Source organism: Glutamicibacter sp. AOP38-B1-38, from assembly GCF_052377485.1.
GTDB lineage: Bacteria > Actinomycetota > Actinomycetes > Actinomycetales > Micrococcaceae > Glutamicibacter.
In genome coordinates, this window is the sequence record NZ_JBQSWU010000028.1 from 14,279 (window position 1) to 26,870 (window position 12,592).

General features: G+C 58.4%; 15 protein-coding genes. 12 read left to right on the forward strand and 3 right to left on the reverse strand.

What is annotated here, in order from left to right; translation table 11 throughout:
* The first annotated feature begins 173 nt into the window (after nt 1–173).
* From ACT3TP_RS15130 to ACT3TP_RS15140, 3 genes are all read left to right on the forward strand, one after another.
* Nucleotides 174–815: a GntR family transcriptional regulator gene (locus tag ACT3TP_RS15130; RefSeq protein WP_444620909.1), complete on the forward strand. Its 642-nt coding sequence runs from the start codon at nt 174–176 to the stop codon at nt 813–815.
* Nucleotides 812–1,924 (forward strand): 3-isopropylmalate dehydrogenase, encoded by a 1,113-nt coding sequence (locus ACT3TP_RS15135; RefSeq protein ID WP_096286243.1) that lies wholly within the window; start codon nt 812–814, stop codon nt 1,922–1,924. Before ACT3TP_RS15130 ends, ACT3TP_RS15135 begins: the two co-directional genes overlap by 4 nt.
* Before the next feature lie 154 nt (nt 1,925–2,078).
* Nucleotides 2,079–2,912, forward strand: coding sequence for an SGNH/GDSL hydrolase family protein (locus ACT3TP_RS15140; protein ID WP_444620910.1), 834 nt, complete (start codon nt 2,079–2,081; stop codon nt 2,910–2,912).
* A 74-nt stretch (nt 2,913–2,986) separates the two neighbouring features.
* Here ACT3TP_RS15140 and ACT3TP_RS15145 read toward each other — a convergent pair whose 3' ends face one another.
* Both ACT3TP_RS15145 and ACT3TP_RS15150 read right to left on the reverse strand, forming a co-directional pair.
* Nucleotides 2,987–3,409, reverse strand: a complete 423-nt coding sequence (locus ACT3TP_RS15145) for a VOC family protein (RefSeq protein ID WP_105552733.1) — start codon at nt 3,407–3,409, stop codon at nt 2,987–2,989.
* Between the two features lie 209 nt (nt 3,410–3,618).
* Entirely contained in the window at nt 3,619–4,041 is a 423-nt protein-coding gene (locus ACT3TP_RS15150) for an acyl-CoA thioesterase (protein ID WP_105552734.1), read from the reverse strand.
* Nucleotides 4,042–4,282: 241 nt separating this feature from the next.
* On the opposite strand from ACT3TP_RS15150, the gene glsA reads away from it, so the two are divergent.
* The 7 genes from glsA to ACT3TP_RS15185 all read left to right on the forward strand — a co-directional run bounded on the left by glsA (nt 4,283) and on the right by ACT3TP_RS15185 (nt 9,767).
* On the forward strand, nt 4,283–5,311 hold the full coding sequence (glsA, locus tag ACT3TP_RS15155; RefSeq protein WP_105569547.1) for a glutaminase A: 1,029 nt from the start codon (nt 4,283–4,285) through the stop codon (nt 5,309–5,311).
* Nucleotides 5,312–5,649: 338 nt separating this feature from the next.
* Complete coding sequence (locus ACT3TP_RS15160) at nt 5,650–6,204, forward strand: alternate-type signal peptide domain-containing protein (protein ID WP_096286253.1); 555 nt, start codon at nt 5,650–5,652, stop codon at nt 6,202–6,204.
* Between the two features lie 25 nt (nt 6,205–6,229).
* Nucleotides 6,230–6,817 carry a SipW-dependent-type signal peptide-containing protein gene (locus tag ACT3TP_RS15165; RefSeq protein WP_096286255.1) on the forward strand — a complete coding sequence of 196 codons (588 nt, stop codon included), beginning with the start codon at nt 6,230–6,232 and terminating at the stop codon, nt 6,815–6,817.
* Nucleotides 6,814–7,383: a signal peptidase I gene (locus tag ACT3TP_RS15170; RefSeq protein ID WP_444620911.1), complete on the forward strand. Its 570-nt coding sequence runs from the start codon at nt 6,814–6,816 to the stop codon at nt 7,381–7,383. The genes ACT3TP_RS15165 and ACT3TP_RS15170 overlap by 4 nt, the downstream gene beginning before the upstream one ends.
* 179 nt (nt 7,384–7,562) lie before the next feature.
* Nucleotides 7,563–8,057 carry a hypothetical protein gene (locus ACT3TP_RS15175; protein WP_444615614.1) on the forward strand — a complete coding sequence of 165 codons (495 nt, stop codon included), beginning with the start codon at nt 7,563–7,565 and terminating at the stop codon, nt 8,055–8,057.
* Nucleotides 8,054–8,629 carry a hypothetical protein gene (locus tag ACT3TP_RS15180; RefSeq protein WP_444620912.1) on the forward strand — a complete coding sequence of 192 codons (576 nt, stop codon included), beginning with the start codon at nt 8,054–8,056 and terminating at the stop codon, nt 8,627–8,629. Before ACT3TP_RS15175 ends, ACT3TP_RS15180 begins: the two co-directional genes overlap by 4 nt.
* A gap of 1 nt (nt 8,630) precedes the next feature.
* Nucleotides 8,631–9,767 (forward strand): signal peptidase I, encoded by a 1,137-nt coding sequence (locus ACT3TP_RS15185; RefSeq protein ID WP_444620913.1) that lies wholly within the window; start codon nt 8,631–8,633, stop codon nt 9,765–9,767.
* A gap of 34 nt (nt 9,768–9,801) precedes the next feature.
* On the opposite strand, the gene ACT3TP_RS15190 is transcribed toward ACT3TP_RS15185, so the two are convergent.
* On the reverse strand, nt 9,802–10,407 hold the full coding sequence (locus ACT3TP_RS15190; protein WP_105569554.1) for a TetR/AcrR family transcriptional regulator C-terminal domain-containing protein: 606 nt from the start codon (nt 10,405–10,407) through the stop codon (nt 9,802–9,804).
* A 144-nt stretch (nt 10,408–10,551) separates the two neighbouring features.
* On the opposite strand from ACT3TP_RS15190, the gene ACT3TP_RS15195 reads away from it, so the two are divergent.
* On the forward strand, nt 10,552–11,529 hold the full coding sequence (locus ACT3TP_RS15195) for a nitrilase-related carbon-nitrogen hydrolase (RefSeq protein WP_444620922.1): 978 nt from the start codon (nt 10,552–10,554) through the stop codon (nt 11,527–11,529).
* Between the two features lie 7 nt (nt 11,530–11,536).
* A complete protein-coding gene (locus ACT3TP_RS15200; protein ID WP_444620923.1) occupies nt 11,537–12,541 on the forward strand; it encodes an agmatine deiminase family protein in 1,005 nt (334 codons plus the stop codon).
* Nucleotides 12,542–12,592 lie beyond the last annotated feature (51 nt).

Consider the following 12,592-nt stretch of genomic DNA (forward strand, 5'->3'; position numbering starts at 1 on the left):
CCAAAGCTAATCAGTGATCTACCTCGCAGTCAATGGATTTTTCCTAAAAGGCACCAACTATTGCGAAAACTGCTGAATTCATTGACATGTGGTGGTGCACCGGGAACAGTGATTCTCACCAAATAACTTCTGGATACCAAAATTGCGGGGGACCGCCGGAGTGCGAGGCGGTGATGATGACGTCCGACTGGCGGAGCAATGTCTCCCTGGCCCGGGAAACCGCGGGAGTAATCAGCGAACGCGTATTCTCCGGACGCTACCTCCCCGGACAGGTTCTTGCGCAGAGCAAATTGTCCCAGGAGCTGGGCTTGAGCCGCACTCCATTGCGGGAAGCCTTGAGCCTGCTTGAGCGCGAGGGAATCATCTGCATCGACGCTGCCGGGCGCGCAATGGTGCGGATGATGGCCGGAAGCCAACTCCGCGAGGCGCTGGTCTTTCGCGAAGCGCTCGAGTCGGCGGCGTGCAAATTGCTGTGCGGCCAGCTGCCCGAAACGGTGCTGGATGAACTTCAGCGGCTGATTCAACAAGCCCGCACCGGTGATCAACGCTCGATGTCCAGATTCCATCTGGTGCTTCTCGATGCTTCGAACAACAGCTACCTGCAAAGCTTTTCAGGCTTGGTGCGGATGACCGAAGAGGTTATCCTGCCCGGCCACGGACGGCGTGGGCAGGCACTTCAAAATTCGCTAATCGACTTAACGGAGCTTGTCCTCGCTCTACGCGAGGGTGCTAGCGGCAAGGCTCTGCAGCATCTCTCCGAGTACTTCGATAAACAACTAGCTCTCCTGGACAATCCTGAAAGGCATTCCTTATGAAAACCTACAATATTGCAGCGATTCCCGGTGATGGCATCGGTCCCGAGGTCATGGACGGGTCGTTGAAGGTATTGGCGGCGGCTCAGCAGGCGTTTGGGTTTGCGCTAGAGCTGACCAAATATGAGGCGGGGGCACAGCATTACCTGCAGACCGGAGAATTGTGGGGCCCTGAACTTGCCGAACAACTTCGCGGTCACGAGGCAATTCTTTTCGGCGCCATGGGTGACCCCGCGGTGGAACCCGGGATCCTTGAGCGCGGCTTCATCTTGGCTATGCGCCAGGAATTCGAGCAAGCTGTGAACCTGCGTCCGGTCAAGCTCTATCCGGGTGTGGCAACGCCCATTGCGGGGCTGACTCCCGAACGCTGCGATCTGGTGATCGTCCGGGAGAACACCGAGGGCGCCTACGTAGGCCAGGGGTCCACCATTCATGCAAACACCGAGCACACCGTGGCAGTGCAAGAATCGGTCAATACCCGTGCAGGCATCACCCGAGTCGTCGAATACTCATTCAAACTAGCCGCCAGCCGGCGCGGAAAACTCACCCTGTGCCACAAGAAAAATATCCTGATCGAAGCCGGCAAGCTGTGGCAGGAAGTGGTCACTCAGGTCGGTGCACGCTACCCGCAGGTCGAAGTGGACTATGTGCATGTAGACGCAATGTGCTTCCACCTGCCGGTATCCCCGGAACGATTCGACGTGGTGGTCACGGATAACCTGTTCGGCGATATCATTACCGACTTGGGCGCGGTGATCCAGGGCGGACTCGGTGTGGCAGCCAGCGCGAATCTCAACCTCGACGGATCCGCCCCAAGCATGTTCGAAGCCATCCACGGTTCGGCCCCGGACATCGCTGGCAAGGGGTGGGCTAATCCCGTCGGCGCAATTTTATCCGCCGCTATGCTGTTGGCCCATCTGGGCGAAACTCAAGCGGCACTGGCCATCGAATCCGCCGCGGTGCGCGTGCTCGGACAGCTCCCGGTGCTCGCCGGCCCGGATATGGGAATGGATACCACAGGGATCGCCGAGGCGATTGCGCTTCAGGTATCGCAGGACTTCGAGCAGGTGGGCGGCCAGTCGGTGATGAAATGTTTGGCCGAGGTGCGCTGAACGAGCTGTGCGGACCCGCGCTGTTCACCCGCCCGGAACGGGCCTGCTTGGCGATTCCCGCGCACCAAGGTGAGCCCGAACGACATGTGGCGGTAAGGATTCGTTTGCCGCTAAGTCATTGGCTGGTCAATTGCCGAGAGTAGCGTAGCCAGTCATGAGTCGGCTATTTGTAGCAATCGGGGATTCGTTCACCGAGGGTGTGGGGGACTGGGAACCTCGCCTGCCCAACGGTGTGCGTGGCTGGGCGGATCGCGTGGCCAAGCAGCTCTCCAAAGAAGATCCCGGGTGGCGCTACGCCAATCTTGCTATCCGCAGCCGCCGGCTGGACCGGATCATCGAAGAGCAGATCGAACCTGCCCTTGCCATGAACCCGGATGTCATCAGCTTCTATGCCGGTGGAAACGACATTCTGGAGTTCCGCAAGGACCTGGATGTGGTGTTGGCAAATTACACGGCCGCGGTCGAGCGGCTGGCAACCTCTGGCGCCCAAATTTTGCTTTTTACCGGCTTCGATATCCCGGTGCACCCGATGCTTGCTCCGTTTAAGCGGCGTAACTGGAAATTCAACGATCGTGTCCGGGAACTAGCACGTCAGCACGGGGATACGGTCACGTTGGTGGACTACTGGGAATGGGAGGTCTACAGCGATCGGCGCATGTGGGACGTCGACAAGCTGCATATGAACCGGGCCGGGCATCGTTACATGGCCATCAGGGTGCTAGAGATCCTAGGGGCCAATCACCAGCTTGCATTCGAAGACTTCGGCGATATCGAGCGGGTATCTCCGGTGCAGGCGGTGCGCCGCGACGTGGAGTGGCTGCGCCAGTGGGTCCTGCCAATGTTCGGTCGCAGGCTTCGTGGGGTGACCTTGGGTGATGAGCTCGAACCGAGATGGCAGCAGCCGATACGTCCGGCGGACGGCATGAAGAAGCTATACCGCAAGGGGCTGCAGAAAAAGGCCAGGCGGCACGCCAAAACGCCGGATTAGCCAGATAAGCAAGCAGGGGTCCCGCCGCCGCCCCAACGGACCAGCGGCAGAACCCCTGCTTGCTGATTATTGAACTAGCCGCCAGGATTCTCCATGGCTTCTGGGCTCATCCATGCGATTTCCCAGACGTGGCCGTCGGGATCTTTCACGGCCGCTTGGTACATTCCCGGGAACGGCTCGTCAGCCGCGCGGTAGATGCTCCCGCCGCCGGTCTGGGCATTGACTACGAACTCGTCCACGCCCTCCCGGGTGTCAGCCGAGATGGCGTTGAGCGTCTCGCGGTGCGGTGCGCCCAGTGCGGGCACATCTCCATCGACCAGGAAGCTGGCAAAGAATTCCTGGACCAGCACCATCACGGTGATGTTATCGCTGATCATCCAGGAGGAAGCGTTCTCGTCAGAGAAGACCGGGTTCTTCTCGAACCCCAACGAAGCGTAGAAAGTGTCCGCCTTGGCTAGGTCAGCGGTGGGTAAATTGACGAAGATCATCCGGCTCATACTCAATACCTCGTTCGGTTGGGGGAAAGGCGCTTAATGCGCCCGGCACTTACTTTGCCCTACCAAGTCACGCGGAACAAGAGGTAATGTATGCAAATTTTCGGGACGCAAATTGAGCCTTGATGCGAAACGGCCCCGATCCTCGTCACGAGGATCGGGGCCGTTTCCACACCGCCAACCGGGTAATGGCTGAAGGCATCCGCCGGAAGTTAGATAAGAGCCTTGGTGATTTCCAGGGGAATACGGTCACGGGTGTAGGTGATGTGGTCATAGCCGTGTGGTTCTGGCTTGCCGTCTTCGCCGATGTTCACGAACACAATCTTCTCGATGGTCAGGATGGATTCCTGGGTGAAGATGTTGCGTACCTCGGCACGCAGCGTGACCGAGGTGCGACCGAAGTCGATGGCGGTCAGGCCCATCTCAATGAGGTCGCCTTCCTTGGCGGAAGCGATGAAGTTGATTTCGGACATGAATTTGGTGACCACGTGCTTGTTGCCAAGCTGGATGATCGAGTAGATGGCCGCCTCTTCGTCGATCCAACGCAGCAAGCTTCCGCCGAACAGCGTGCCATTTGCGTTGAGGTCTTCGGGGCGAACCCATTTGCGCGTATGAAAAGTAATACCCTTAGCCATACTGAAAATACTAGGTCAGAATGGGAGTTAACGCTGTAAGGCCGTGCACATTGTCACCGAAAACACACTTTGCTCCACGGTAGGAGCCGCAGCAGCCCCACCGCGGAATCGATCAGCTGGCATCGTTGAAGCTGCGCGGCCAGTCGCACTCCGAATTGAAAGATGCCAGCTGAGGTCGCTGTTGGTAGTCTCAAAACAGGTAGCAGGAAACTAATGGCGCCATAGGCAAAGGCAGGTGAAGATGAACTATCCTTCGGAGGGGAATAACGAGACTATTCCTACCGACTTTGACGACGTCGAACAGCAGGTATCCACCGGTGCCCTAGAGCATCAACGCATCGACGAGCTTCTCAAAGAGGCCCATGAACGCTATGCCGATGCGGATGACGGTCTGCTGGCCCACTACATCCCAATCCTCGGCCAAGCCGATCCGAACCTGTTTGGCATTGCCATGTCCCACGTTCGCGGATCCGTGCATGAAGTTGGCGACTGCCGGCATCTCTTTTCCATCCAGTCAATCTCCAAGATGTTCGTCTACGCCTTGGTCGTGCAGGAGCATGGGCGCGAACTCGTGCGCGAACGCATCGGGGTGAACAACACCGGGATGTCCTTCAACTCGGTGATGGCCGTTGAGCTGAATAATGGGCACCCGATGAATCCGATGGTGAACGCCGGAGCGATTGCCACCACCGAAATGATTCCCGGCAAGACCGCAGCGAAGAAGTGGGAGAACGTCAGGGAAGGGCTCTCGGCCTTCGCCGGCCGCGCGCTATCCCTGGATGACGAGGTCTACCACTCAGAGTCGCTGGCCAACGAACGAAACAAGGCTTTGGGCCGTTTGCTCAAGAGCTACGGGCGTCTCGAGGGGGACCCTTTGGACGCCGTTGATACCTATACCAAGCAGTGCTCATTGAATGTCACCGCCTACGACCTTGCCGTCATGGGCGCGACGCTGGCCGACGGCGGGGTTAACCCGGTGACCGGAAAACAGGTAGTTGATGCGGATGTCTGCCGTGACACCTTGGCCGCTGTGGCGTCCAATGGCCTCTACGAACGTTCGGGCGAATGGCTCTTTGAAATCGGCATACCGGCCAAATCCGGAGTTTCCGGAGGCATCGTGGCTGTAGCGCCCGGCAAAGGCGCCATCGGCGCATTTTCGCCGCCCTTGGATATGGCTGGCAACTCGGTTCGAGCGCAGCTGGCCATTGGACAGCTTTCGCGCGCCATGGGCTTGAACCTCTTTGCTTCTGCGCCGAATCTGGAACGCTGACTTTAATTATTCAACGCGATGGTAGCTCTATGTGGAGTTGTCTACTCGTCTAATAATTTTTAGACGATCGGTTCAAGACAGCCAGGCAATAGTCGGCGAATGGAGCTTGACGATAAAAGTTGCTATTTCGATATCCGCTAAATGCGCTACTCAGCACCGAATAAAACGAAAATAATTGTTCGTGATTCAGGAGGCGGCAGAAAACCTCACGAGAAATCTTCGATCTCGACCGAAGCCAAGAAGTCCTCGCGCTAAAGGCAGGTTGAATTTGCTCCTAAATACGCTTTACTGAAAGTAGGTGCCATCACAGGCACTCTTATTTTGAGGATGCGGAGCATATGAAGAAAGTAACTAAGGCGACGATAGCGGCCGTTGCCGCGGGTGCCCTATTGCTCGGCGGTGCCAGTACGGTGGCCCGCTGGCAATCACAGCAGACGGTAGACGCAGGCGTGGTTGAGACCGGCCATCTGAACCTGACCCTGGGCGCCGACGGCGTTTGGCAAGACATCAGCAACACGGAAGCGCCGGAGCCATTCGATCCTGAAACGCAGCAGCTTGTACCCGGGGATACGGTGACCTATGGCCAAACCGTCGCTATTGACGCCGAGGGCAAGAACATTGCCGGTGTCTTGAGCATTGCCGAAGCCGAGACCGTGCTGGGCGCTTTGGATGGTTACGTGACGGTGGGGCTTGAAGTTGACGCCTCGGCTGCTGGTATTACGGAAGAACCAGACGGCACGCTGAGTTTTGCCGAGCCAGGCACCTACAATGTTCCGGTGTTGATTACCGTTGCCTTTGCTGAAGGCGCCGTAGGCGACACCCCGCCATCGACCTATGACCAGCCTCTTGACTTGGGCGACCTGACCTTGACTTTGGATCAAGTCCGCTCCTAGGTAACGAACGCGGGATAGCCCCTATATGCCCAAGCCTCTGAAGTTTGCGTTGATAGCGGCCGTGCTTTTGGCGCTCGGACTGGGCGCCCAAGGTACGGTCGCTTCGTGGCGCGCAGAAAGCAGCGTGGATCCCGGAACGCTTCAGACCGGTTCCTTGATGTTGCTTGCCGGCGATGGCGAAAACGCTACGCAGCATTTCCAGTTCTTGGAGCTCGGCAGCGACAACCTTGTCCCGGGGCAATTCACGCAGGCGCCACTGGTTATCAGCAATGGCGGCACCAGCGATCTGGGCTATCGGCTGGACGGAGCGGTCAACGCGGCAACCTCACCAACTGCCGCCGATATTGCCTTGTCCGAAGCAAGCCAGCTGCGCATTCACGCCGGCATGTCTGCCTCCGCTTGCGAAGCTGGGCAGCCGCTCGCTGGCGAGCAACTCTATGCAGGTTCGCTAGGGGATGCCGCGGAGTTTGCAGCGCCCAGGGCGTTGCCAGCCGAAGGCGCTGGGGGCGAAGAAACACTATGCGTGCGAGTCTCGCTTCCTGCTGGCGCCTCCCAGGCAGCAGCCGGCGGAAAGCTGGAACTCAGGCTGGGCTTTGTCGGGCAGCAGCGATGACCGCGCAAACACGAGCGGAACTCAAAAAAGAACGTGAAAAGACGGGCCTGTTGTGGTGGAGCGGGCAAGTTGCATCTTGGCTTGCCCTCTTCGTTGTGCTGGCTTTGATCGCCGTCATGATCGTAATTCCAAAACTTGGCGGTGCCACGGCCTATACCGTGTTGACAGGTTCCATGAGGCCAGAGTTCCCTCCGGGATCGTTAATCGTAGTGCGGCCTGCAGATATGGAAGAGATCCGGATTGGCGATGTGGTGACCTACCAGCTGACGTCCGGTGAGCCTGAGGTAGTTACCCACCGGGTCGCCGCCGTTAGCTCTACCTTGTCGGGTGAAACGCAATTCACGTTGCGCGGGGATGCAAACAACACCGATGACGATCCGGTAAGGCCAGAGCAGATCAGGGGCAAACTCTGGTATTCAATGCCATTGCTCGGTTTCATCAATTCGGCCATTTCCGGCCAGCAACGCACTTGGCTGACCTGGGCTGCTGCAGGGAGCCTCCTGGTCTACTCGATGATCATGTTCGCCGGAGCTTGGCGTGAGAAGCAACGAAAGGAACGGACATGACTCTTCGTCTTCACCCGGTCCTTTTGAAGGCCTCGGCCGCTGCACTCATTGCATGTCTGAGTGCAGCTCCCGTCCATGCTCGGGGTGATCAAGATATTGCCGCTGGCTTGAGCTATAGCAGTGATGGCAGGAATTTTTCACAGGCCCCACCGCCGTTGTTCAGCGGGGAGCCCGTTCTGGTGCCAGGCGATGAAATCATTGGCGCGCTGTGGATTCGAAACGACCGCGGCCAAGAGGTTGAAGTTAGCGTGCGACCCAAGGCATCAGCAGCGCACACCCAGATCTATTTCGAGACCATCGGCTTGTCGCGCTTCCGTCTGGAACCGGAGGAAACGGTCAAAGTGGGACTGCGCATGGGGCTGCCGGGGTCCGCGACGAACGGGTCGCAAGATCAGGAAAAGCGTTCCCTGCAGGTGCAGATCAACGCGGTCGAAACCGGCATAGGCAAGACACCGGAGCCCGAACCGTCGCAACCACCACGAGAAACCCACGCGCCCCCAGAAGATTCCCCCGAAAACGAAACGCCGGATCAGCGGGATCAGCTCAGTGATACCGGGTTCAGCGGAGGGGTAATCGTCTTGGGGATCGGTGCATTGGTAGTTGGATGCGCGGCCGTCATGCTCTCGTGGAGACAGAATCGAACTGAAGTAACAAAGGCTGGTGGCAAACGATGAGCACCCGATCTATTCGTATCAAGGCGATCCTGTCCATGGGAATCCTTGTGGGCTTTGGCGCGGTTTCTACGTTGGCTGCGTGGACAGGCACCGCCACCGCGACCTCCAATATCAGTTCCGCGACCGTGGCGCTTGGAGTCGGCGCAACGGCAGGTGCAGCCAATGCAACTACCTATCAGATGCCCATTACGGGCAATAATCTATATCCGGGCACCAGCTCCGCGTCTACGGTGGTTGTGAAAAATACGGGAACCATATCGGCTCCGTACACGGTTCAGGGAAAGATCACCGAATCAGGTGCTTCGACCTTGGGCGCGGGTCTGAACATCTCCGTAAAGATCGGCGCAACCGTTAGCGGCAGCGGCTCCAACGTCACGTGTTCAGGTGGAACGACCATAATCTCCAAGAGCGCCGGTGCGCAGTTCATCGGCTCATCGACTCCGCGCACTTTAGAATCTGGTGCCTCAGAGTCGCTTTGCATCCAATATGCTTTGCCGACAACAGCTGCCAACTCCCTGCAGGGCGCAACGACAAGCATTGGCCTGACCTTCACCTCAACGGTTGGTTCCTAGCATGGGGAATCATAAGTCCAAAAGGAATCGGGGCACGGGCCTCTCAGCATTCCAGCGGATCGTATTGAACGTAGGGGCGGCACTGGGTTCCCTATGCCTGATCATGACGGTCGCAACCATGATTTTTGGTCTAAAGCCCTTGATTTTTGCTTCCGGCTCCATGGAGCCGTCGATTCCGACGGGTTCCTTAGGGATCGCAGTGCCCACTGCTATCCACGAGATCAACCAGGACGAAATTGTCTCGGTGATAAATAGCGAAAATCAACGCATAACGCATCGGGTCGTCGAGAACTCAGATGCCGGTCTGGTGCTCAAGGGAGATTCCAACCCCATCCCAGATCTCGAAATGTACCACGCGAGCACCGTCGATAAGCTTCTTCTCAGCATTCCTGTATTGGGCTATGCCGTTTCTTGGCTCAGCCAGCCTTGGGCATTTTTCCTCGGGGGACTGCTCTGTGCCTATCTGCTCTACATAGCCTTCGTTAGAAGCACCAACGATCGTGGAAGTGATCCTGGCAATACGAGTGAAGCAAGAAAGAACGCGTCCGAGATGCATGCCTCGGTCGAAGACGCAACCGGGTCGGCTCACAGATGGTCGAAACGCAAATCGATACGTGGGATCGCGGGCCTTGGTGCTCTTCTGCTCGTCAGCACGCTGATTGTCGGCACACCGAAGATCGAAATGACTCAGGCCGCCTTCGCGGGCAATGCGACGTCTACGTCATCGCCCGTTGCCGCCAGCGTGCCAGCGATCCCCGGCGCCCTGACCTGCACGACGGTTGGCGGCGTGCTGGGTGCCGCTACCAGTGCTGACGTGTCCTGGCCCGCGCCGGCTATGCCTGGTGGTGCTAAATATGCGGTTCGGGTGCAGTCCAACTCCGGTGAGGTTCGTTTTCTAAACGTCAACGCTGGCACTACTTCGGTGAGGTTCAGCGCCGGGCTGAGTCTGCTCGGAGCAATCCTCGGCACTGCCCAGACATTTGAAGTCAAGGTGCTCGTCGTGACAACAACTGATGGAGCTGCGGTCACCGAAATGGGCAGCAACATCGGATGGTCCTCGCCGGTGGCTACGGCGCCGAAAACGACAATTCGATACCGGCCGGGAATTTTGCTGATCAACGATTTCTCGTGCGCGTAGTCCGCCCAAACGCCACCCATGGGAAATCGGCGAACTACACGAACTTTCGCTCAAACCCGGATAGCACGATTTCCAATCCGGCAGAGAAGGCCTTCGCCGGCCTGCCTTCTACATTCAAGCCGGCGTCCAAGGCGTCGCTAAATGCAGTAGATGCTTCGCTGCTCACTAGCCAGACTTCCTTGGGCGCGGCGGCATCCAACGCGGAGCCCAGGACAAACGAATCAATGATGGTGATCGCTTGCAGGCGTTCCTTGGGTGCAAATCCAGCCATGGCAAACGCTTCAGCCAGCGCTTCATAGACTCGCAGCGTCGTTTGGTCGCGGACCGTGTGGCTGGTGAAGAGCGGAATCAATTTTGGGTGCTTGGCGTAGGAGGCCCAATACTCCGTGGCGATCTGCCGAACTGCCTCCTGCCAATCAACCCGGTCCAGATCGGGTAGTTGAATTTCGGACATCGCGCGCCCGCGCATCAGCTCAATGATCCCGGCCTTGCCATCTACGTGGTTGTAGAGCGAAGATGCAGTCACCGAGAGTGCTTTGGCCAGATGCGGCAGGGTGAACTCACCATGTGCGTCGACAAGCTTGAGCGCGGCGTCGGCAATCGCAATTGCGCTGAGCTTTGGTTTCGACGGCCTAGCCATGCGGGCTTCCTTTGCTTCGAGACTCTTTGACTAGAGCATACACAGATTAAACGAAAATCATTCGTTAAACTCCTTGATTTTGGATATGACTCAGGTCTAACCTGAAAACGAATAGCATTCGTTAAACATCCTGAGGTGACCCAAATGCAAGAAGTCCTCGCCCTGAATCCACCGGTCTCTCCGGCGCGTGCCGGAGAAAAAGTGCGTGGCGACATCACCGTTGCCCTAGTGCAGCACCGCTGGCATGAAGACCGCCAAGCCCTGGAAGCGGAGCTTGAAGATGGGATCCGGCGAGCGGCGAGCCATGGCGCACAAATCGTATTCCTGCCGGAACTGACGCTGAGCAAATACCCGGCTTTCAAAGTCCCGGATACGGCTGCCGCCGATGCGTCTGCCGAAGAGCTGCTGACCGGTCCAACTTTTACCTTCGCCGCGCAGATGGCCACCAAGCACCAGATCAACGTGCATATCTCCTTGTACCGCAAGGCGCCATCGCACGATGGCCTGGGGCTGAACACCGCGATTGTCGTGTCGCCGGAGGGCGAACTGGTGGCGACCACGAATAAGCTGCATATTCCGCGTACCGCCGGATACTACGAGGATAAATACTTCCGCGAAGGCCCCAACGAGGAGCCCTATCCGGTGCACCGCATCTCGGGCCTGAAAGACCTGGCCATGGGACTGCCTACCTGCTGGGACGAGTGGTTCAGCGAACCGCCGCGCATCTACTCGCTGGCCGGGGCCGACCTGCTGGCCTATCCCACAGCCATCGGATCCGAACCGGACCACCCGGATTTTGATACCGAACCGCTGTGGCGCCAAACCATTCTCGGCAATGGCATCGCCAACGGACTGTTCATGGTCGTCCCGAACCGCTGGGGCGACGAAGGAGCGTTGACCTTCTACGGCTCCTCTTTCATCTCCGACCCCTATGGCCGGATTCTGGCCCGCGCCCCACGCAACGACTCAGCGGTGCTGGTCGCCAGGCTGGACCTCGATGCCCGCCGGGACTGGCTGACGCTGTTCCCATTCCTGCGCACACGCCGCCCGGAAACCTACGCAGCCCTGACCGAAGCGCGCGTTGAGAGTGAACTCGGGGAAGAGGAGCAGACCAGTGCCTAACTACTTCATGCCCGCCGAAACCGCAGCCCACGAGCGGATCTTCATGGCTTTTCCAAGCGGAGGATACACCTTGGGGCAGAGCGAGGCGGAGGCGGAAGCCGCTCGCACCGCATGGTCCAACGTGGCCCGCGCGGTTGCCCGGTTTACCCCGGTGACGATGATCGTTGATCCAAGCGCACTTGCCGAAGTCCACCGCCATCTCGGGGAATCCGTGGACTTCGCGGTACGCGAGTTGGATGATGCCTGGATGCGCGATATCGGTCCAACCTTCGTACGTGATGCCGCGGGTGAACTCTTTGCGGTGAACTGGAATTTCAACGGTTGGGGCGCCCAAGCATGGGCAAACTGGGGAAAGGACAGCAAAATCGCCAGCGAAGTTGCTGCCCTGACCGAAACCAAGGTGCTAAGAGCGCTGATCACCAATGAAGGCGGCGGCATTCACGTGGATGGGGAGGGCACCGTTTTGGCAACCCGCAGCGTGCAGCTGGACCCGGGACGCAATCCGGGGAAAGCGGAAGCCGATATTGAAACGGAATTTGCCCGGCTGCTCGGTGCCACGAAGACCATCTGGCTGGAACGGGGATTGACCCGCGACAACGAAGAATTCGGAACCCGCGGACACGTAGATATCGTGGCCTGTTTTGCCGCACCCGGTGTGGTGCTCTTCCACGACCAGCAAAACCCCGAGCACCCCGACTTTGAGGTATCCGGGCAGGTGCGCCAGCAGCTTGAATCTGCAGTTGACGCCAAGGGGCGCAAACTCACGCTCATACCGGTACCGGCCCCGACGGTGCTCACGGACACCGAGGGATGGGTTGATTACTCCTACATCAACCATCTGGTCACCAACGCCGGAGTCATCGCCTGCACCTTTGGCGATCCGATGGATGCCCAGGCCTTGCAGATTTTGGCGGAGGCGTACCCCGGGCGGGAAGTGGTGGGGGTTGATGCCCGGGAGCTATTTGCGCGCGGTGGTGGAATCCACTGCATCACTCAGCAGCTGCCAACTTAAGGTGGCGTGCTGGACGCAGAGAGTTCGGGTAAGTCGCAACGCAATTGCAGG